Below are 19,918 nucleotides of genomic sequence, written 5' to 3' on the forward strand. Positions count from 1 at the left end.
TGTGAAAGGGCGCCGGTCATTTGTGACCGCCGCCGCTGGAGTAGCCACCGTAGGAACCGCCCGAGCTGCGCGTCGACGAGCAGTTCTGCGTGTTCGGGTCGCAACGCGAGCTGCAGGTGGTCAAAAGGAGCGGTAGCAGGATGAAGATCACTACCAGGATGACGATGATTGTCCCGCAGCCGACGCGCGACCCACTGCTCAACGGCGCCGCGTCGCCGCGCGTGAACATGTCCTTCTTTGCGTCGAGCTTGAAGGCGGCAGCCACCGTCGCGCTGTCCATCCTGCTGCCGGACGACCAGGTCAGCTCGTTGGCCGAGCGCTCCATCGACAGCAGCGCATTGCCGTTGGCGAAGTCGCGGTTGAAGGTCTTCTGCCCGCGCTCCACCTGCCAGTAGAACTCGCCCGCCACGTAGGTGGTCTCGGCGTTGTACGCGTACTGCTGCTGGTAGCTCTTGCCGAGGTACTTCGCGGTCTTGCCGCTCTCGGCCATGCTGGGCGCGCCGGTGGTCGGCGCGACCATGCTCCAGCCGTCCTCGGCATCGACCAGGAAGCTGAAGCCGCGCTGGCGGTTGAAGAGCAGGTACTCGTTCCAGCCGAAGTGCTCGTCGTCGCCGGGCTCGACGCCCATGCGGTGCTGGAAGCCCACCACTTGCCAGTTCACGCCCTGCAGGGTGCCGACGCTGCCCAGCGCGATCAGCGGCCGCACCGGCTCGTCCTGCTCGGCGTGCCGCAGCTCGCCGCCGATGCCCTGCGACAGGTCGATGATGCTGTTGCAATGGCTGCAGGTGATGCTCTTGCTGTCGGTCAGGTTGACCGTGACCGGCGCGCCGCAATTCGGGCAGGCGAAGCTGCGGCCCTTCTCGTCCTTGGCGGATTCGTCGCGCAGGCCGGTGAGCTGCAGGTCTTCGAGCCGCACCGCGCGGCCGAGGTAGGCGCCCGGTGGCTGCGTGTCGTAGTCGAGGCTGAGCACCTCGCCCCGATCGCTGCGCAGCTCGACGGCCGGGAAGGGCTTGCCCAGATCGGGCAGCCGCGGCAGCTCGCCCTGTGCCGACACCAGCGTCACCTGCTCGTTCGACGCGACCGTGTAGCTCTGGCCGTTGAAGGCGGTGGTGGCGCCGACGCGCAGATCGCCGGCCGGCGGTGCTTCGCGCTCCAGCGTGTGGGGCAGCGAAAAGACGAAGGCGCCGTTGTCCTCGCTCAGCAGGCCGGTGCGCTCGCCGTCGAGCGCGGCGATCCACTCGGTCCAGCGGCCGCCGGCGTAGGCGTACTGCAGCCGGCCGACCAGCGTGAAGGGCTGGCCGTCGACCCGGCCCGCCGCGAACAGCTGCAGCGGGCTGAAGTCGTCGAACAGCTCCGCCATCTTGCCGATGCGCGCGAGCGTTTCGCCCTGGCGCACGACAGTGCTCTGGCAGTAGGGGCAGACGGCGAACGCTGACTGCGCAGACCTGAATTCGACCGGCGCGCCGCAACCCGGGCAGGGCGCACGGTAGGCGCGCTGGGCGCCTGGTTCCTCAGCCATCGCGGACGCTTAGACCAGCTTCTTGAGCAGCTCCGCCTTCTTGGCGTCGAACTCTTCCTGGGTCAGGATGCCCTTGGTCTTGAGATCGCCCAGCTTCTCGAGTGTGGCCATCACCTCGTTGGCGCTGATCTCGGTGACCGGCGCTGCAGCAGCCACGGCGGCAGTCGCCGCGGCGTTCGGGTTCAGCCCTTGCGCGAGGTTCTGCGCCAGCACCTGGCCCAGCGCCACGCCGGCGCCCAGGCCCATCGCGTCGCCCGCGATGCCGCCCCCGCCGCTGGCCGAGCCTTCGGCAAATTTCGGAATGGCCTGCGCCGTCTGGTACTGCATGAACTTGCCCATGTCGCCGCCGACCATGCCCATGCCGATCTTCTGGTCGAGCACCTTCTGCAGCTCTTCGGGCAGCGAGACGTTCTGCACCGTGATCGCTTCGAGCTTGACGCCGATCTTGGCGAACTCGGGCTGCAGTTGCGCCGACAGCGCGTTGGCGAACGCGATCTGGTTGGCCGCCAGGTCGAGGAAGGGCACGCCGCTGGAGGCGATGGCATTGCTGATGTTCTGCAGCACAAGCCCGCGCAGCTGGCCATCGAGATCTGCCACGGTGTAGATGTCGCGCGTGCCGGAGATTTCGGTGTGGAACAGCTTGGCGTCGCCGATGCGGAAGCTGTAGTTGCCGAAGGCGCGCAGGCGCACGGCGCCGAAGTCTTTGTCGCGGATCGCGATGGGCTGGGGCGTGCCCCACTTCTGGTCGACCTGCTGGCGCGTGCTGAAGAAGTAGACGTCGCTCTTGAACGGGGACTCGAAGAGCTTGTCCCAGTTCTTCAGGTAGGTGAGGACGGGCAGCGTCTGCGTCGTCAGCTTGTACATGCCGGGGCCGAAGACGTCGGCCACCTGGCCTTCGTTGACGAACACCGCCACCTGCGACTCGCGCACGGTGAGCGAGGCACCGTTCTGGATTTCCATCTCCGCCATCGGAAAGCGCCAGGCCAGCGTGCCATCGCCGGACTCGGTCCATTGGATGATGTCGATGAACTGTTTCTTGATGAAATCCATCAGTGCCATGGCGTCCCTCCAGATCGGTCGTGTTGAATCGACCGGATCATATGCGCTGCGGACGGCGCTGCGGCGGCTTCAGGCGAGCTGATCGCGCAGCGCGCGTTTGAGCAGCTTGCCGCCCGCGTTGCGCGGCAGCGGCGCATCGGCCCAGGTGATCGTCTCGGGCACCTTGTAGTCCGTCAGTTGTGCGCGGCAATGGGCGCGCACCGCCTCGTCGTCGTGCGGCACGCCGGGCGCGTGGAGGAAGGCGTGCACCCGCTCGCCGAGCACCGGGCAGGGGCGTCCGACGATCGCCGCCTCGACCACACCGGGCAGCGCCATCAGCGTGTTCTCGACCTCGACCGAGTAGATCTTGAAGCCGCCGCGGTTGAGCATGTCCTTCTTGCGGTCGAAGAGCCGCACGAAGCCCTCGGCATCGACCGAGCCCAGGTCGCCCGAATGCCAGTAGCCGCCGGTGAAGGCGGCCTGCGTGGCGTCGGGGTTGTCCCAGTAGCCGGGCACGACCATCGGGCCGGCGATCCACAGTTCGCCGGTCTCGCCGACGGGCAGCTCGCGGCCCTCCTCGTCCATCACGCGCACGTCGGCGCAGGGCAGCGGCACGCCGACCGTGTCGGCATGGTCGCGCGTGAGGCCGGGCGGCATCATCGTGGTGGGCGAGGTGGTCTCCGTCGCGCCATAGGCGTTGACCAGCACGAGCCCAGGCAGGCGATCGGCCAGCGCATCGATGGCCGACACCGGCATCGGCGCGCCGCCGTAGCCGCCGATGCGCCAGTGCGTGAGCCTGGCGCCGTCGAAGGCCGGGTCCATCAGGCACAGCGTGTACATCGCCGGCACCATCAGCGTGTGGGTGACGCGCTCGACCGCCATCGTTTGCAGGAAGCTCGCCGCCTTGAACGCCGGCAGCATGACGATGGCGCCGCCGACGTGCACCATCGCCGCGATCACCGCGATCAGCCCCGTGACGTGGCTGGCCGGCACCGCCAGCGCGGAGCGGTCGCCGGTGCGCACGCCCATGCACACCGCGTAGTGCCGCACCGAATGCGCGACGTTGAGGTGCGTGAGCATCGCGCCCTTGGGCCGGCCCGTGGTGCCGGAGGTGTAGAGGATGAGGGCGGTGTCCTGCGGCTTCACCGTGGCGACGGCGACCGGCGCGGCATCGTGGCCCAGCGCGTCGAGCCGCAACGCGCCCTCGGCAGCGCCCGCGGCGGCGATGCGCAGCCGCAGCGCCGGCACGTCGGCCGTGTCCGGCACGCGCTCGGCCAGCGCCGCGTCGAACATGATGGCGCAGGCGCCGCACTGCTGCAGCATGTAGGCCAGGCCGGGCTTCTGCTCGCGCTCACCGATCGGCACCGCGATGGCGCCGAGGCGCTGCACCGCGAACAGGACGGCGATGAACTCCGGGCGGTTGCCCATGAACAGCACGACGCGCTCGCCGGCCTGCACGCCTTGCGCGGCCAGGCCGGCGGCGATGCGCGCGACTTCGGCGTCGAGTCGGAGGTAATTCCATCGCGTGTCACCGCAGACCACCGCGTCGCTGTCGCCGTGCGTGGCGACCGCCTGTTCGAGCAGCGCGTGCATGCTGCCGGGCCGCTCGGCGAAGCAGCGCACGATGCGGTCGCCATACGCCGCCTCATGACGCAGCGCAGGGATGTTCCGGGATTGCCAGTGCGTGTTCATGCGGCACTCGCGTGCGCTTCAGTGGCGACATTCGCACCGCGCTCGATCACGTATTCCACATCGACCAGCTTGCGCGAATGGTTCAGGTCCGATTGCGCAATCAGCACCGACAACGCACTGCCGCGCAGCCCGGCGATGACCTCGCCGAGGCGCATCGACAACGCCGGCGCGACACCCTCGAACGGTTCATCGAGCAGCAGCAGCCGCGTGCCGACGCCCAGCGCACGCCCCAGCGCGACCAGCTTCTGCTGACCGCCCGACAGCAGCAGCGCACGGCGTTCGCGCATAGCCGCGAGCTCCGGCAGCACGCCGTAGACGAAGTCCAGCCGCGCCTTCGCGTTGCGTGCGCCGGTGGCCCACAGCGGTACCAGGATGTTCTCCTCGACGGTGAGCTCGGGCACCAGGCCGCGGTCTTCCGGCATGTAGCCGATGCCCGCCGCCGCGCGGCCGTGCTTGGGCAGGCGCGACAGGTCCTGCCCGTCGAAAACGATGCGGCCCTGCGTGGGTGCCAGGTGGCCCATCACCGAGCGCAGCAGCGTGCTCTTGCCCGCGCCGTTGCGGCCGATGAGCCCGGCCATGCTGTTGGGCACGACGGCCAGGCTGAGGCCGCGCAGCACCTGCACGGAGCCGATGGCGACATGGATCGATTCGATGGCGAGCATCGCTTACTCCTGGCGAAGGGTGCCGGTGACGTAGCGGCGCACGTCGTCGGTGGCGAGTGCGGCTGCGGGCGCGTCGTCAGCGATGATGCGCCCGCTGTAGAAGGCGATCACGCGGTCGGCGTAGCGCTCGACGATGTCCATGTCGTGCTCGACGAAGAGCACCGTCATCGGCGCCTGGCCGAGCGCGGTCATGATGATCTCCATCATCGGGAATTTCTCTTCGGCCGACACGCCGCTGGTGGGCTCGTCGAGCAGCAGCAGGCGCGGCTCGCCGGTCATGGCCATCGCGATGTCGAGCAGCTTGCGCACGCCGCCCGGCAACTCGGCCACGCGGCGTTCGCGGTGCTCGGTGAGGTTGAAGCGGGCGAGCAGCGCATCGGCACGCGCCACTGCATCGGCGCGCCGCGCGGTCTGCCAGAACGACAGCCGGTTCTCGCGGCAGGCGGTGGCCACCAGCATGTTCTCCAGCACCGACAGCTCCTGGAACAGCTGCGGGATCTGGAACGACCGCGCCACGCCCAACTGCGTGATCTGCCGCGGCGCCAGGCGCGTGATGTCGCGGTCGCCGAACACGATGCTGCCGGTGTCGGGCTTGAGGTAGCCGGTGATCATGTTGACGAAGGTGGTCTTGCCCGCGCCGTTGCTGCCGATCAGGCTGACGCGCTCGCCGACACCCACCGCGACCTCGATGCCGCTGGCCGCGACCACCGCGCCGAAGCGCTTCTCGATGCCGCTGGCACGCAGGAGGATGTCGCGTTCGACCGGCGGGGTGACTTCGGTGAGGGACTTCATGACGGCGTTCATGCGCGGCCTCCCTTCGAGCGCCTGGCGGCCACGCGGTCGACCCACAGCGAGCCGATGCCGCGCGGCAGGAAGCGGATCATCAGCAGCAGGAAGAGGCCGAGCGACAGCTGCCAGGTGTTGGGGAAATAGAGGCTCGAGAAGGAGCGCACGATCTCCAGCAGCGTCGAGGCGACGAACACCGCCAGCACGCTCTGCCAGCCCGCGAGGATGGCGACGAAGACGAACTCGCCGGAGGTGGTCCAGTAGCTGAAGTTCGGGTCGATGTGGCCGAGCGACATCACGGTGAGCGCACCACCCGCACCGCCCGCAAAGGCGGCCAGCAGGAAGTTGATGCTCATCGCCTGTTTGACAGAACCGCCGAGGTATTCGACGCGCAGCTCGTTCTCGCGCACCGCCTGCGTAACCAGCCCGCGCGTCGAATCGAAGTAGGCGCGTGCCAGCAGCGCCATCACGCCCGCGAAGCCGAGCGTCACGCCGTACAGCACGTAGCCCACGCGTGCGTCCGGCAGAGCCTGGCCGAACAGCGTCGGGCGGCCCATGTTGAAGCCGTCGGAGCCGCCGAGCGCGTTGGTCTTGACCAGCACGCCGTAGCAGACCATCGACAGCGCCAGCGTGAGCATCGCGAAGAAGATGCCCCGGTAGCGCGCCAGCATCGGCGCGAAGGGCGCGGCGACGACCAGCGCCGCCACGCCGCCCAGCAACGCCAGGCCCAGCGCATCGGTGATGCCGAGCTGGTTGAAGGCCAGCGCCGCGGCATAGCCGCCGACCGCGAAGACCAGTCCCTGGCCGAAGGACACCACGCCGCCGCGCATCAGCAGCACGATGCCCAGCGACACCAGCCCGTGCGACGCCGCCATGGTCAGCAGGAAGGTCAGCCACTTGGGCATGAAGGCGCCGGCGACGATCAGCACCGCGATGAAGGCCAGGCCGACGAGCAGCACCGTCGTGCGGTGCGAGGCGGCCGGTGGCGACGAGGTGAGAGGAATGCTCTGCATGTCAGTTATCCATGACGCTGCGCGCGACCGACAGCCGCTGAGACCGGCGCGGCCGGATGCCAGGGCACCCGCGGAACTGGCTTTGCCAGGCCGCTGGGTGCGCCCCCTTGAGGGGGAGGCGCCGCAGGCGCATCGGAGGTGGGTTTCATCATTTCAGATCTTTCGGGCCTGGATGCGCTGGAACAGGCCTTCGGGCCGCACCATGAGCACCAGCGCCATGACGATGTAGATGGAGAAGAGTTCGACCTCGGGCATGACGTGGACCGCGAAGGAGCGGGCCAGCCCGACGATGAGTGCGCCGATGGCGGCGCCCTCGATGCTGCCGAGGCCGCCGATGATCACCACCGCGAAGGACACGATGATCACGCCGACCGACACGCCCGGCTGCACCGAGATCAGCGGCGCGGTGAAGGCACCGCCGATCGCCGCCAGGAAGATGCCGACCGAGAAGGCGAGCATGTAGACCCGCGAGACGTTCACACCCATACTCGCCGCGACCTCTTCGCTGTGGATCACGGCCAGCACGATCTTGCCGTGGCGCGTGCGGTTCAGGCCCCACCACACCGCCAGCCCGACCGCCACCGCCATGCCCATCAGCATGAAGTCGTACCCCACGTACACCTGGTCGCCGATCTCGACGTTGCCGAAGAGCGCGTAGGGCTCCGACACGTAGTACGGGTTGGCGCCCCAGATGAGCTTGGTGATGTCTTCCAGCATCAGGAAGAGGGCGTAGGTGACCAGCACCAGCAGCACCTCGTCACGGCCGTAGAAGAAGCGCATGAGCCCGCGCTCGGTCAGCGGCGCGACCAGCACGGCCACCGCCACAGCCGCGAACAGCATCGCGACCAGCGACCATTCGGGCGCGAACTTCAGCGTGGCGAACCAGCCGACGAAGCTGGCCGCGGCGTACGCACCCAGCGCGTAGAAGCTGCCATGCGCGATGTTGAGGATCTTCAGCACGCCGAACACGAGCGTGAGCCCGAGCGCGACGATGAAGAGCCAGGATGCGTAGCTCAGTCCGTCGATGAGGATGGTGATGGCGGTGTTCATGCCCGACTCGTAGGGGTTGGAGGCTGGAGATGCATCCACCGGCCCGCGCCAAGCGCGGGTCGGTGAACGACCGGTACGGCGCGCCGCTCAGGCGCTCAGCACTTGGCGCCGGCGAAGTTGCTCTTGATCCAGTCTTCCGACTTCACGTTCGGCGGCGGATTCACGCACTCGGCCGGGAAGCGCTGGATGTCGTCGAGCACCACCATCTTCTTGGCGGCGTCGAAGCGCGTCTTGCCGATGGCGGTTTCCTGCGTGGCCTGGTGGCCGTCGCCCAGCGTCATGCGGATCCGCCCGCCGGGCGAATCCCATTCCATGCCCTTGAGCGCCGCCGCGAGCTGCTCCGACGTCGGCTTCTTGCCGCCGTTGGCCGCCATCGCCTTCTCGGCCGCGAGCTTCAGGCCCATCAGCGCCTGCGCCATGCGGTAGGGCGCCTGCGCAGGGTAGGTGTTCTGGGCCTTCTGGTAGACGCTCCACCACCAGTCGTTGAGTGCCGACTTGGGCGACAGCAGGCCGTAGGCACCGCGCGCGCCGAGGATCGCGCCGTCGGGCATCTTGTCGCCGAGGTTGGTCAGCACATGGTCGGCCGCCGACAGCACGACCTGCGAGCGCTTGAACAGCCCGCGCGGACCCGACTGCAGGATGAAGGCCTGCAGGTCGCCGCCCCACAGGCTGGAGTGCGTGACGTCGGCGCGCTTGGACATCAGCGCCGAGATCTCGGTGCCGTACTGGCCGGCACCGAACTTCGGCAGCAGGTCTTCGCCGGCCTTGGCGTCGGGGTAGAGCTGCGCCATCGACAGCATGAAGTCCTTGCGCGAATCCTGGCCCCAGGCGTAGTCCTGGTTGATCATGTTGTAGCTGGCGACCTTGACGTTGCGCGCCTTCATGTAGCGGGCCAGTGCGACGTTGTCCATGGTCGCGTGCGAGGCGGTGCGGAACACGTAGCTGTACTTGCCGTCCTCGAAGATGCGCGGCGTGCCGCAGTCGTAGAGGATGAGGAACTTCTTCATCTCCTCGGCCACCGGGGCCACTGCCAGGCAGTCGCCCGAGCCCACGTAGCCGACGACTGCATCGACCTTCTCGCGGTCGTAGAGGTTGCGCAGCTCCTGCACCTGCTTGGTCGCGCCGCCGTTCTCGTCGACGTAGATCGCCTCGATCTTCATGCCGCCGAAGCCGGTCTTGTTGTACGGCGCAGGCGCCTCGCCCTTGTTGAAGGCCTCGACCAGCGCCTTGGCGCCGTTGACCGCGGGGATGCCGAAGCTCTCCGCCGCCTGGCCCGAGAGAAAGCTCACCACGCCGACCTTGAACGTCTCCTGCGCCTGCGCGCCGAGCGCGAGCGCACCCACGCCCAGGGCGATGGCGGAACGCGCCATGCCGCGGCGCCATGCGCCGACCCGTGCCGATCCGATCTGCTGCTTCGATTCCATGTCTCTTGTCTCCTTCGTTTTGGATGAACTACCGTGCTTTCGTGATGGGCGTGCGCATGTCCAGGCCCGTCATCTCGAAACCCTTTTGAAAGTCGACCATGTGCTTGCGCGTCCACTCGGCGGCGGCATCCGCGTCGCGCCGTTGCAGTGCGGCGAGGATGGCGCGGTGCGCCGCTAGGTTGCGCGCCTTCGACTGCGGCAGGTGCAGGTGGATCTGCAGCAGCGTGGGGTTGTAGAGCAGGCTGATCGGCTCGCGCGCCAGCATCAGCGCACGGTTGTGGCTGGCGCGGCCGACCAGCGCGTGGAACTCCACGTCGAGCTCGACCAGGCGCGTGTTGTGCTCGACCGAATCGGCGTCGTGCGACTGCAGCGCCGCGGTGAGCTCGGTGTTGTGCGCCAGCTCTTCGAGGTCCGCCACCTCGGCATGCGTCGCGGCGAGGCGCGCCGCCAAGGGCTCCAGCGTGACGGCGACCTGCCACAGCTCCTGGAAGGTGGTCTGCTGCAGCAGGAGCAATCGTGCGGCGCGGGGCGCCAGGTCGTACAGCCCCGGCAGTGTGACGAAGAGCCGGCGCCCCGCGCGGCGCTGGACGAGGCCTTCCTGCTCGACCTGCCGGATGGCTTCGCGCACCGTCGAGCGGTGCACGCCGAAGCGCTCCGCCAGGCTCTGCTCGGTCGGCAGCGGCATGCCGGGCTTGAGCTTGCCGCTGAGGATGCTGCGCTCGATCTCCGACGACACGGCCTTGTAGGCCGGCTCCAGGCGAAGCCGGCTGAACATCGACACGTCGTCCGCAGGCGGTGCGCTGGCAAGCCGCACGGCGGGTGCCGCGGTACGTGCGGACGAAGGGTTGCCCGCTGTGCGGCGGGGTGCGCGAAGGCTGCCGGTCAATCGATGTCTCCTCGCGCTCGTCGAGGGGCGCGTTTCGTTTGTCGGACAATCGGATTTTGGGGAGCGGCCGGGGCTGCGGAGAGCGGGTTTTCCCGTTGGAGGACCCGATGCCCTCCGGCGACACACGGCTTGCTCGAGCCTTCTCCCCAATGGGCGAGGTCTACAATCGCGCCCCTTACAACAGTGTCGCGGACGCGTCATTTCACGCGCCAGCGATCGCCGGAGCACGCTGCCAATGTCCGAATCCTCTCCCCTGAGCCCCGCGGTCCCCACCGCACCCAGCGCTGAAGACAAGCGCACCGAACTGCGCCGCGCCGCACTGGAGTACCACCTGCTGCCGGTGCCGGGGAAGATCGCCATCGCGGCCACCAAGCAGATGGTCAACCAGCGCGACCTGGCGCTGGCCTATTCGCCCGGCGTGGCCGCGCCCTGCGAGGAGATCGTCAAGGACCCCGCCAACGCGTACAAGTACACCGCACGCGGCAACCTGGTGGCCGTGATCACCAACGGCACCGCGGTGCTGGGCCTGGGCGACATCGGTGCGCTGGCGTCTAAGCCGGTGATGGAAGGCAAGGGCGTGCTCTTCAAGAAGTTCGCCGGCGTCGATGTGTTCGACATCGAGATCAACGAAAAGGACCCGGCCAAGCTGGTCGAGATCATCGCGTCGCTGGAGCCGACCTTCGGCGCCATCAACCTCGAAGACATCAAGGCCCCGGACTGCTTCTACATCGAGCGCGAGCTGCGCAAGCGCATGAAGATCCCGGTGTTCCACGACGACCAGCACGGCACCGCGATCACGGTGGCGGCGGCGCTTCTCAATGGCCTGAAGGTCGCGGGCAAGAACATCGCCGAGGTCAAGCTGGTCACCTCCGGCGCCGGCGCTGCCGCGCTGGCCTGCCTGAACCTGCTGCTCAAGGTCGGCCTGCTGCGCGAGAACGTGTTCGTGACCGACCTGGCCGGCGTGGTCTACGACGGCCGCACCGAGCTGATGGACGACGACAAGCGCCAGTACATGCAGAAGACGCAGGCGCGCACGCTGTCGGAAGTGATCGAGGGCGCCGACGTGTTCCTGGGCCTGTCGGCCGGCGGTGTGCTCAAGCCGGCGATGGTCGCCAAGATGGCGGCACGGCCGGTGATCTTCGCGCTGGCCAACCCGAACCCGGAGATCTCGCCGGAAGACGCGCACGCGGTGCGCGGCGACATCATCATGGCCACCGGCCGCACCGACTACCCGAACCAGGTCAACAACGTCCTGTGCTTCCCGTACATCTTCCGCGGCGCGCTCGACTCGGGCGCGACCACGATCACCGACGAGATGGAGATCGCCGCGGTGCGCGCCATCGCCGAACTGGCGCAGGCCGAGCAGAGCGAAGTCGTGGCGGCCGCCTACGTGGGCGAGAAGCTCACCTTCGGCCCCGAGTACCTGATCCCCAAGCCCTTCGACCCGCGCCTGATGATGAAGATCGCGCCGGCCGTGGCCAAGGCCGCCGAAGAGAGCGGCGTGGCGACGCGCCCGATCGCCGACCTCGACGCCTACCGCGACAAGCTGCAGAGCTTCGTCTACGCCTCCGGCACGATGATGAAGCCGATCTTCGACGCGGCCAAGCGCGCGACCAAGAAGCGTGTGGCATTTGCCGAGGGCGAGGAAGAGCGCGTGCTGCGTGCCGTGCAGATCGTGGTCGACGAAGGCCTGGCGCGCCCGACGCTCATCGGCCGTCCGGCCATCATCGCCCAGCGCATCGAGAAGTTCGGCCTGCGCCTGCGGGAAGAGCTCGACTACGACATCGTCAACGTCGAGCAGGACCACCGCTACCGCGACTTCTGGCAGACCTACCACCGCATGACCGAGCGGATGGGCACCACGGTGCAGACCGCCAAGATCGAGATGCGCCGGCGACTGACGCTGATCGGCTCGATGCTGCTGCACAAGGGCGAGGTCGACGGCCTCATCTGCGGCACCTGGGGCACCACCGCCATCCACCTGCACCACATCGACCAGGTGATCGGCAAGCGCCCCGGCGGCTGCGCCAGCACGCCGCAGGACGTGCCGATCTACGCCTGCATGAACGGCCTGCTGCTGCCCGACCGCCAGGTCTTCCTGGTCGACACCCACGTCAACTACGACCCGACGCCGGAAGAGCTGGCCGAGATCACGACCATGGCGGCCGAAGAAATGATGCGCTTCGGCCTCAAGCCGAAGGCGGCACTGCTGTCGCATTCGAACTTCGGCTCCAGCAACCAGCCGAGCGCGGTGAAGATGCGCCGCACGCTCGACCTGCTGCGCGTCCAGGCCCCCTGGCTCGAAGTCGATGGAGAGATGCACGGCGACGTGGCGCTCGACGGCAAGCAGCGCGCGGCCGTCATGCCGCACAGCGCCCTGGCCGGCGACGCCAACCTGCTGGTATTCCCGAACCTGGACGCGGCCAACATTTCCTACAACCTGCTCAAGACCGCAGCGGGCGGCAACATCGCCATCGGCCCGGTGCTGCTGGGCGCGGCCAAACCTGTGCACATCCTCACCGCCAGCGCCACCGTCCGACGCATCGTGAACATGACAGCGCTGACCGTGGCCGACGCCAACGCCGAACGCTGAGTGCATCGGCGACAGCGGTCGCTAACTTCACTGCCGAATAATTCCCCCAAGCGCCTGCTCAATAATTGAGCAGGCGCTTGCTATTTGTGCATCCGTGGTGCACACTGGCGGGCTTGAATTTGCGGGTTAACCCCAAGGTTGATCCCTGATTCGGCCCCTCGCTCTTTTCCTGTGGTGCCCCTTCGGTCACCGTTTCATTCATGGCCTCGATCTCGTTGTCTGTGTCCCGATTTGCCGTCGCCGGCATGCTGCTGGCGGCATTGGCGACCGGGGCCGACGCCCGGGATACCCGAGACATTGACCGGACGGCAGCGCGGCAGCCGACCCAGGAATCGATCGCACTGCGCGAATTGCCACCCCAAGGTCAGCGGACCTATCGGGCAATTTTCGCGGGCGGGCCGTTCCCTCATGAGAAGGACGGCACGGTGTTCGGCAACCGCGAGCGCCTGTTGCCTTCCGCGCGCCGCGGGCACTACCGCGAATACACGGTCGATACGCCGGGCGCACGCAACCGGGGTGCCCGACGCATCGTGTGCGGCGGCGAGCGCCAGGCGGCGCCCGATGCGTGCTGGTACACGGCAGACCACTATGCGAGTTTCAGGCGGATTTCGCCATGACCGATGAACTGGATGAGGGCGGCGCCCCAGCGCGCCCCCAAGAAATGATGACGACGACAACCATGGAAAGACCAGCGGAGATGACCTTATCCCTTCGTGCCGTGCGACCCAACATCGTGCAGTCGATTCGCGCCTTCCGCGTGAACGACCTGCAGGATGCCGCGAACGCGTCCGGGCAGCACTTCCTGTATGCGAACCTGGCCAACGCCCAGTCGAAGCAGGACGTGCTCGACCTCATCGCACAGCAGTTCACCTTCCCGGCCCACTTCGGGAAGAACTTCGACGCGCTGTACGACTGCATGACGGACCCTTTGCATAAATCGGGCCCGCAGCCAGGCTTCGTGGTGGTGCTGGAGCAGATTCCGGCCAATGCCAAGTTCGACAAGGAAGCCCGCGAACAGCTGCTCGACATCTTCCGCGACGCCTCCGACTACTGGGGCGACCGGAAGATCCCGTTCAGGTGCTTCTATTCTTTTCTGTAGCCCGTTCTGCATCCACCAGCCAAGCAGAACGGGCGACCGAGGCTCCAGAGGGTAGCGCGCCGCCCGCCGGCATCGACATCGCGCCCGTCGATCCCAACGCAGAGAAGATGCCGACCGACAAGTTGGTCGACGTGTCGCCGCTGGCGCTGCGCATGAGCAGCCCCTTCAACGCGGGATACTGGCTCGCCGCAGCCTGATGAAGGAAGCCCGTCGACGACGGGCTTTCTTCTGTGCGCCGCTCAAGACGCGGGCGAGGGTGAGGGCGGAACCGCCTGCGCCAGCGCCACGTACTCGGCCACCGGCACTTCCTCGGCACGGCGCTGCGCGTCGAAGGGCCCGCCGAAGCCGTGCTCGTCCAGCCACCGGCCCAGCGTATGCCGCAGGATCTTGCGGCGCTGGCTGAAGGCGATCTGCACGATCTCGCCGAGCCGCGCCGCGTCGAGCACCGGCGGCTGCGCGAACGGCACCATGCGCACCACGGCGCTGTCCACGCGCGGCGGCGGCTCGAAGCTCTCCGGCGGCACGAACAGAATATTCTCCATCGCATAGCGCCACTGCAGCATCACGCTCAGCCGGCTGTAGTCGGACGTGGCCGGCCGCGCCACCATGCGGTCGATCACTTCCTTCTGCAGCATGAAATGCTGGTCGGCGATCAGGTGCGCGTAGCCGAGCAGATGGAAAAGAATCGGCGTGGAGATGTTGTAAGGCAGGTTGCCCACCACGCGCAGCGGCTTCGGCGGATCGCCGGCGAGCCGGGCTGCCAGCGCGGCGAAATCGACCTTGAGCACATCGGACTCGATCACGTCGAGCTGGCCGTGCTCCCGCAGCCGCCTGGCCAGGTCGCGGTCGAGCTCGATCACCGTGAGCCGGCCCAGCCGCTCGACCAGCGGCTGCGTGAGCGCCGCCAGGCCAGGGCCGATCTCGACCATGGCATCGCCCGGCTGCGGCGCGATGCCCTGCACGATCGCGTCGATGATCCCGCCGTCCGACAGGAAGTGCTGGCCGAAGCGCTTGCGCGCAATGTGCTGGGCCATCAGGCCGGGTGCTTCATTTATTGGGGCGGCTCGCGCAGCTCGACGTAGGCACGCCCGCGGGTTTCCTGCACCCAGGTCTCGAAGGCCTCGTCCATCTTCTTGTCCTTCAATACCGCGCGCGCGGCTTCGCGCTGCTCGGTCTGGCTCAGCTTGGCCTCACGCCGGCCCAGCACCTGGATCAGGTGAACGCCGAAGCGCGACACGATGGGGTCGCTGATCTGCCCGGGGGCGAGGCGGTCCATCGCCTCCTCGAATTCGGGCACGAACTGGCCGGGGCGGCCCCAGCCGAGGTCGCCGCCCTCCTTGGCGCTGCCGTCCTCCGAGTTGTCGCGCGCCAGACCGGCGAAGTCGGCGGTGCCGGCCTGAATGCGCCGCTTGAACTCAGCGAGCTGCGCGATGGCCTGGGCGGTGCTGCGCTGCTGGTCGTTGCGCAGCAGGATGTGGCGCACCTGCGTCTGCGTGACGACACCTTCCGCCGCACCGGCGCGGCCCTTGGCCAGCACCTTGATCACATGGAAACCGGCGCCCGAACGCACCGGGCCGACGATGCCATTGACCGGCGTGGTCTGGGTGGCCTCGACGAACAGGGGCGGATAGCGGTCGGCCGACCGCAGGCCGAGCACGCCGCCGCTGGCCCGGTCGGGCGAATCGGAATTCTCGCGCGCCAGCTTGGCGAAATCCTCGCCGCCGATGGCGCGCTGGGCCAGGCCCTGCGCCTTCTGCTGCAGCGCCTTGACCTGCGCTTCGCTGGCATCCTCCGGCACGGCCACCAGCACGTGCGCAAGGTTGAGTTCGGGCGACAGCGCCGCGTTGCCGCTGCGCTGCTCCTGCAGGAACTGCTCGACCTCGGTGTCGCTGACCTTGACGCGGGAATTGACCTCGCGCTCCCGCACCCGGGTCAGCGTGAGCTGATCGCGCAGGTCGGCACGGAACTCCTGCTTGCTCACGCCGTCGGCCGCGATGCGGCGGTAGAGCTCGTCGAGGCTCACCTGGTTCTGCCGCGCCACCATCTGCTCGGCCTGGTCGACGGCGAGGTCGTCGACCTTGATGCCGGCTTCCTTGGCCACTTGCAGCTGCGCGCGTTCGGAGATGAGCCGCTCGAGCACGAGGCGGTTCAGTTCAGGGCGCGGCAGGCGCTGCGCCTCGGGGTTCTGCTGAAGGATGCGCGTTGCACGCTTCTGCACCTCGGTATTGGTGATCGGTTCGGAATTGACCAGGGCCACGATGTACTCGGCCGACCGCTGCCCGGTGACTGGCGCCGCCGGCACTGCGGCACCCGGTGCGGTCGCGTTCACACGCGGCCCGCCGCGCATGATGTCGGTGATGCCGGTGCCGCCGCTCGGGCGCAGGCCGAGGCCTTGTGCCTGCGCGGCCGATGCGAGCATCAGTGCGCCCAGGCAGGCTCCGATGGCGGTGGAACGGAGGAGTTTCATGGGTTGGGTTGGCTCAGTCGTAATTGGTGAAGCGGCTCGGTGTCTCGCCGGGCTGGCGCAGCGGCTGGTAGCGCTGAATGTTCTGCGACAGCGTCTTCAGGGGGCTCGCGCCGACGGCCGCGAAGCCGACGAACTCGATCTGGAACATGATCCGGGTGGCTGCTGTGACCTGTCCGGTGGACAAACGTTCCAGCACCACGCGCCCGATCCAGCAGCAACCATCGTATTCGACGCCGATCACGCCGTCGGTGAGCTTGCTGTCCTTCAGGCTGTAGTTCATGCGGCCCACGGCGTACCAGCGGCCGCCGCCTTCGCCCCGGCCCGGGCCGAGGTTCTTGCCCTTGTCGCCCCACAGGTCGTTGAGCGGCCACTGCCAGCCGATGTCGATCGACTTGCTGCCATCGTTGGCCAAGGTGGTGCTGTCGGCCTGGTAGCGGTACGCGGCATTGATGGTGCGGTACGGCCCCGGGTTGTAACGGGCGGTGACGGTGCTGCGCTCGGACCGCCGGGAGTCGGGGTTGTACTGGACGGTGGTGTCGGCGGTCCACTTCGAGGTCCAGTTGATCTGGGCGCCCACCAGGATGTCGCTGAGCCGGTCGGTGACCGGCGAGACGCCCGGCAGCGTGACGCGCTGGTCGCTGAAGCGGAAGCGCTGGGCCACGCCGAAGCGGGCCGCCTCGGCACCGGTGTCGGGGTCGATCAGGCGGGTGCTGACGCCGGCCGTCAGCATGTTGCTGTCGGAGATGCGGTCGTTGCCGGAGAAGGCGTTCTCGGTGTAGATCGTCGCGAAGTTGAAGTCGTTGGCGGCGGTGTCGTACACCGGCAGCTGGCTCTGGTCGCGGTACGGTGTGCGCACGTAGAACAGGCGCGGCTCCAGCGTCTGCCGGAACGAGCGGCCGAACAGGCTGGTGTCGCGCTCGAACACCATCCCGCTGTCGATGCTGAAGGTCGGCACCGTGCGGCTCGCCGAGTTCGACCCGTTGGCCAGCGATCCGTCGAACTGGTAGGACGTCGCGTGCAATTGCACCTTCGGGATGACGAAGGTGCCCGGCGTGATCCAGGGCCGGCTGACCTGCAGGATGCCGAAGGCGCGCTCGCCGTCGGGCTGGCGCTGCCCGTTGAGCATCGGCGCGAACAGCGAGTCGGCCTTGAAGCGGGTGTAGTCCAGCGAGGTGCTGACGTCGAAGCCGTGCCAGTCGTACTGGATGTTGTTCGCCGTGAGCTGCGGCATGCGGTCGTAGGGCGGCGTGATCGGCGAGAGCGAATACTGCAGCGTCTGGTAGGACAGCGCGCGCACCTGGCCGTACCAGTCGCCCTTGCTCCAGTTGAGCGCGGCCTCGCTGTCGAGCAGGCGGGAACTCAGGGTCGGCGTGCGGGAGAAGTCGCGCCAGTAGTCGTTGTCGCTCACCCGGTTGATGCGCAGCGTGCCGGTGAGGCCATCGAGCCCGAAGGGCTTCGGATCGAAGGTCTGGTTGTGGGTGGTCCAGAGGCCCCAGCGATCACGCTTGCGCAGCTGGTCCGACGGCATGTAGTCGGCACGCAAGGTACCGCTGTAGGAGTTCTCCAGGTAGCGGAACTCGCTGCCCAGGTTGATGCCGCGCTTGGTCATGAACGTCGGCGTCAGCGTCGCATCGCGGTTCGGTGCGATGTTCCAGTAGTAGGGCATCTGCAGCTCGATGCCGTTGACGCTGTCCACGCCGAAGACCGGTGGCAGCAAGCCGCTCTTGCGCTGGTTGTTCAGCGGGAAACTGATCGACGGCAGCGCGGGCGAGCTGATACCCATGAAGCTCAGGCGCGCGTCGGTCGCGATGCCGACGCTCTCCTCGGTGTCGGTGGTCAAGGTGGCGGCGGTCAGCAGCCAGGCCGGCATCCAGCCCGGATAGTCTTCGCGCCGGCAGGTGGTGTAGGTCGCATGCCGCGCCACCGAGACGTTCGCGTCGACGAAGTCGATGCGGTCGGCGTTGCCGTTGCCCCCGGTTTCGAGGAACTGGTAGCGCACGTTGTTGAAGAAGCCCTCGAAGGTCTCGACCTTCAGCTGCAGCTCCGGTCCCTCGTAGACGTTGCCGCCCTGGTTCACCCGCACGTTGCCCTGCGCCTTGGCGAGGTCGTCGGGCTGGTAATACTCGAGGCGGTCGGCATGGATCACGGTGTCGCCGCGCCGCAGCGAGGCGTTGCCCTCGACCACGGTCTCCAGATCGGGCCGGCCCGAGATGCGGTCGCCGTCGACGAAGCTGGGGCGCAGGCCGCGCTCGGTGGTCGGGATCGTTTCGACCAGTTGCGGCGTGCGCCGCAGCTGCAGCGGCGCGTCGATCCAGGCAGCGTCCTGTGCGAACGCGCCCTGGGCCTGCCACAGTGCCAGCGTCAGGATGGCGAGCGGCAGGGGCGGGCGCACCGGCCGGCTCATTCGCCGCTCCGCCCGGCCGCGCCCGCTGCCCGGGTCGCCCGCATCGCATCAGGCAGCAGGGGCACGGCGGGCCAGGCACCAGGGCTTTTCAATTCGAACATGGGCAGGAGCGTCACGGATCGTCGAGGGGAAAGGGGGCTGCGAACCGGGATGTTCGCAGAAGGCCGGGGAAGGCGATTTGTAGAATCGATTATCCATGACCGCATCCCCGCACCCGGCCGCCGGCGCCACCCCTTCCATCGCCTGGAGCGACCCGGCCCGCGCAGAGGCCTTCGGGCGCTGGCTCGCGCGCATCGGGCCGGCCCACCGCCTGTTGCCGGAAACGGTGCGCCTCGCGTCGGCCGACGCCAGCTTCCGACGCTATTTCCGCATCGACACCACGGACGACGCACGCACCCGCATCGTGATGGACGCCCCGCCCGACAAGGAGGACAGCGCGCCCTTCGTCGATGTCGCCCGGCGCATGAAAGACGCCGGCGTGAAGGCGCCGCAGGTGCTCGACTGGGACGTGGCCGACGGCTTCCTGCTGCTCGACGACCTGGGCAGCCGCACCATGCTCGATATGATCGACCCGTCGAACGCCGACGCGAACCGCCCGCTGTACGGCCAGGCCATCGACGCGCTGATCGCCTGGCAGCTGGCGTCCAAGCCCGACGTGCTGCCGCCCTACGACCGCGCGCTGCTCGAACGCGAGCTGGCGCTGTTCCCGCAGTGGTACATCGCGCAGCACCGCGGCGTCGCGGTCGAGGGCCAGCTCAAGGAGCGGCTCGACCGCGCCTTCCAGGCCATCGTCGCGCACAACCTCGCTGCGCCCAGAGTCTACGTGCACCGCGACTTCATGCCGCGCAACCTGATGGTGGCCGACGACGGCGGGCCGCTGGGCGTGCTCGACTTCCAGGACGCGGTCTACGGCCCCATCACCTACGACATCGCCAGCCTGATGCGCGACGCCTTCCTGAGCTGGGACGAAGAATTCGTGCTGGACATCACCGTGCGTTACTGGCAGCGGGCGCGCAAGGCCGGGCTGCCGGTGCACGAGGACTTCGGCGAGTTCTACCGCGCCGTCGAATGGATGGGCCTGCAGCGCCACCTGAAGGTCGCGGGCATCTTCGCGCGGCTGACCCTGCGCGACGGCAAGCCGAAATACCTGGCCGACACGCCGCGCTTCATCGCCTACATCCGCACCACGGCCAGCCGCTACACCGAACTCACGCCGCTGCTGCGCGTGATCGACGAGGTCGAGGGTACGCAGCCGCTGGTCGGCTTCGCCTACGGCCGGGTCTGA

The 19,918-nt window shown here is 68.1% G+C and carries 16 protein-coding genes; 4 read left to right on the forward strand and 12 right to left on the reverse strand.

What is annotated here, in order from left to right; translation table 11 throughout:
* Positions 1 to 16: 16 nt before the first annotated feature.
* The 9 genes from N8A90_RS14625 to N8A90_RS14665 form a co-directional block, all read right to left on the reverse strand.
* A complete protein-coding gene (locus N8A90_RS14625) occupies positions 17 to 1,519 on the reverse strand; it encodes a DUF4178 domain-containing protein (protein WP_262075653.1) in 1,503 nt (500 codons plus the stop codon).
* 9 nt (positions 1,520 to 1,528) lie between these two features.
* Positions 1,529 to 2,578, reverse strand: a complete 1,050-nt coding sequence (locus N8A90_RS14630; RefSeq protein ID WP_262075654.1) for an SPFH domain-containing protein — start codon at positions 2,576 to 2,578, stop codon at positions 1,529 to 1,531.
* A gap of 69 nt (positions 2,579 to 2,647) precedes the next feature.
* On the reverse strand, positions 2,648 to 4,249 hold the full coding sequence (locus tag N8A90_RS14635) for a class I adenylate-forming enzyme family protein (RefSeq protein ID WP_262075655.1): 1,602 nt from the start codon (positions 4,247 to 4,249) through the stop codon (positions 2,648 to 2,650).
* Positions 4,246 to 4,911, reverse strand: a complete 666-nt coding sequence (locus N8A90_RS14640) for an ABC transporter ATP-binding protein (protein WP_262075656.1) — start codon at positions 4,909 to 4,911, stop codon at positions 4,246 to 4,248. Before N8A90_RS14640 ends, N8A90_RS14635 begins: the two co-directional genes overlap by 4 nt.
* A 3-nt stretch (positions 4,912 to 4,914) precedes the next feature.
* A complete protein-coding gene (locus N8A90_RS14645; protein WP_262075657.1) occupies positions 4,915 to 5,715 on the reverse strand; it encodes an ABC transporter ATP-binding protein in 801 nt (266 codons plus the stop codon).
* A complete protein-coding gene (locus tag N8A90_RS14650) occupies positions 5,712 to 6,710 on the reverse strand; it encodes a branched-chain amino acid ABC transporter permease (protein WP_262075658.1) in 999 nt (332 codons plus the stop codon). The genes N8A90_RS14645 and N8A90_RS14650 overlap by 4 nt, the downstream gene beginning before the upstream one ends.
* 153 nt (positions 6,711 to 6,863) lie before the next feature.
* Positions 6,864 to 7,760 carry a branched-chain amino acid ABC transporter permease gene (locus N8A90_RS14655; protein ID WP_262075659.1) on the reverse strand — a complete coding sequence of 299 codons (897 nt, stop codon included), beginning with the start codon at positions 7,758 to 7,760 and terminating at the stop codon, positions 6,864 to 6,866.
* A gap of 95 nt (positions 7,761 to 7,855) precedes the next feature.
* Complete coding sequence (locus N8A90_RS14660) at positions 7,856 to 9,184, reverse strand: ABC transporter substrate-binding protein (RefSeq protein ID WP_262075660.1); 1,329 nt, start codon at positions 9,182 to 9,184, stop codon at positions 7,856 to 7,858.
* Positions 9,185 to 9,212: 28 nt separating this feature from the next.
* Positions 9,213 to 10,070 carry a FadR/GntR family transcriptional regulator gene (locus tag N8A90_RS14665; RefSeq protein WP_262075661.1) on the reverse strand — a complete coding sequence of 286 codons (858 nt, stop codon included), beginning with the start codon at positions 10,068 to 10,070 and terminating at the stop codon, positions 9,213 to 9,215.
* 235 nt (positions 10,071 to 10,305) lie between these two features.
* Between N8A90_RS14665 and N8A90_RS14670 the strand changes: the two genes are divergently transcribed.
* The 3 genes from N8A90_RS14670 (at position 10,306) to N8A90_RS14680 (ending at position 13,762) form a co-directional block, all read left to right on the forward strand.
* A complete protein-coding gene (locus N8A90_RS14670; RefSeq protein WP_262075662.1) occupies positions 10,306 to 12,663 on the forward strand; it encodes an NADP-dependent malic enzyme in 2,358 nt (785 codons plus the stop codon).
* A gap of 200 nt (positions 12,664 to 12,863) precedes the next feature.
* The gene (locus tag N8A90_RS14675) at positions 12,864 to 13,280 is read left to right on the forward strand and encodes a ribonuclease domain-containing protein (RefSeq protein WP_262075663.1); all 417 of its coding nucleotides are present in this window, start codon (positions 12,864 to 12,866) and stop codon (positions 13,278 to 13,280) included.
* Positions 13,281 to 13,324: 44 nt separating this feature from the next.
* Entirely contained in the window at positions 13,325 to 13,762 is a 438-nt protein-coding gene (locus N8A90_RS14680; RefSeq protein ID WP_262075704.1) for a barstar family protein, read from the forward strand.
* A 239-nt stretch (positions 13,763 to 14,001) separates the two neighbouring features.
* On the opposite strand, the gene rsmA is transcribed toward N8A90_RS14680, so the two are convergent.
* The 3 genes from rsmA to N8A90_RS14695 are packed head-to-tail and all read right to left on the reverse strand — an operon-like array spanning position 14,002 to position 18,633.
* Complete coding sequence (gene rsmA, locus N8A90_RS14685) at positions 14,002 to 14,796, reverse strand: 16S rRNA (adenine(1518)-N(6)/adenine(1519)-N(6))-dimethyltransferase RsmA (protein WP_262075664.1); 795 nt, start codon at positions 14,794 to 14,796, stop codon at positions 14,002 to 14,004.
* 17 nt (positions 14,797 to 14,813) lie between these two features.
* Positions 14,814 to 16,229: a peptidylprolyl isomerase gene (locus tag N8A90_RS14690; protein WP_262075665.1), complete on the reverse strand. Its 1,416-nt coding sequence runs from the start codon at positions 16,227 to 16,229 to the stop codon at positions 14,814 to 14,816.
* A 13-nt stretch (positions 16,230 to 16,242) separates the two neighbouring features.
* On the reverse strand, positions 16,243 to 18,633 hold the full coding sequence (locus N8A90_RS14695; protein ID WP_262075666.1) for an LPS-assembly protein LptD: 2,391 nt from the start codon (positions 18,631 to 18,633) through the stop codon (positions 16,243 to 16,245).
* Between the two features lie 196 nt (positions 18,634 to 18,829).
* Here N8A90_RS14695 and N8A90_RS14700 point away from each other — a divergent pair, with 196 nt between their 5' ends.
* Positions 18,830 to 19,918 carry an aminoglycoside phosphotransferase family protein gene (locus N8A90_RS14700; RefSeq protein WP_262075667.1) on the forward strand — a complete coding sequence of 363 codons (1,089 nt, stop codon included), beginning with the start codon at positions 18,830 to 18,832 and terminating at the stop codon, positions 19,916 to 19,918.

Origin of the sequence: Variovorax sp. N23 (assembly GCF_025486315.1) — a bacterium.
Lineage (GTDB): Bacteria > Pseudomonadota > Gammaproteobacteria > Burkholderiales > Burkholderiaceae_C > Variovorax.

What these genes read in the sequence shown, in the direction of transcription:
- N8A90_RS14645 (WP_262075657.1), bottom strand. Translation starts at nt 5,715, where the DNA reads ATGAACGCCGTCATGAAGTCCCTCACCGAAGTCACCCCGCCGGTCGAA.
- N8A90_RS14700 (WP_262075667.1), top strand. Translation starts at nt 18,830, where the DNA reads ATGACCGCATCCCCGCACCCGGCCGCCGGCGCCACCCCTTCCATCGCC.
- N8A90_RS14690 (WP_262075665.1), bottom strand. Translation starts at nt 16,229, where the DNA reads ATGAAACTCCTCCGTTCCACCGCCATCGGAGCCTGCCTGGGCGCACTG.
- N8A90_RS14635 (WP_262075655.1), bottom strand. Translation starts at nt 4,249, where the DNA reads ATGAACACGCACTGGCAATCCCGGAACATCCCTGCGCTGCGTCATGAG.
- N8A90_RS14675 (WP_262075663.1), top strand. Translation starts at nt 12,864, where the DNA reads ATGGCCTCGATCTCGTTGTCTGTGTCCCGATTTGCCGTCGCCGGCATG.
- N8A90_RS14670 (WP_262075662.1), top strand. Translation starts at nt 10,306, where the DNA reads ATGTCCGAATCCTCTCCCCTGAGCCCCGCGGTCCCCACCGCACCCAGC.
- N8A90_RS14655 (WP_262075659.1), bottom strand. Translation starts at nt 7,760, where the DNA reads ATGAACACCGCCATCACCATCCTCATCGACGGACTGAGCTACGCATCC.
- rsmA (WP_262075664.1), bottom strand. Translation starts at nt 14,796, where the DNA reads ATGGCCCAGCACATTGCGCGCAAGCGCTTCGGCCAGCACTTCCTGTCG.
- N8A90_RS14680 (WP_262075704.1), top strand. Translation starts at nt 13,325, where the DNA reads ATGATGACGACGACAACCATGGAAAGACCAGCGGAGATGACCTTATCC.
- N8A90_RS14695 (WP_262075666.1), bottom strand. Translation starts at nt 18,633, where the DNA reads ATGAGCCGGCCGGTGCGCCCGCCCCTGCCGCTCGCCATCCTGACGCTG.
- N8A90_RS14660 (WP_262075660.1), bottom strand. Translation starts at nt 9,184, where the DNA reads ATGGAATCGAAGCAGCAGATCGGATCGGCACGGGTCGGCGCATGGCGC.
- N8A90_RS14650 (WP_262075658.1), bottom strand. Translation starts at nt 6,710, where the DNA reads ATGCAGAGCATTCCTCTCACCTCGTCGCCACCGGCCGCCTCGCACCGC.
- N8A90_RS14640 (WP_262075656.1), bottom strand. Translation starts at nt 4,911, where the DNA reads ATGCTCGCCATCGAATCGATCCATGTCGCCATCGGCTCCGTGCAGGTG.
- N8A90_RS14625 (WP_262075653.1), bottom strand. Translation starts at nt 1,519, where the DNA reads ATGGCTGAGGAACCAGGCGCCCAGCGCGCCTACCGTGCGCCCTGCCCG.
- N8A90_RS14630 (WP_262075654.1), bottom strand. Translation starts at nt 2,578, where the DNA reads ATGGCACTGATGGATTTCATCAAGAAACAGTTCATCGACATCATCCAA.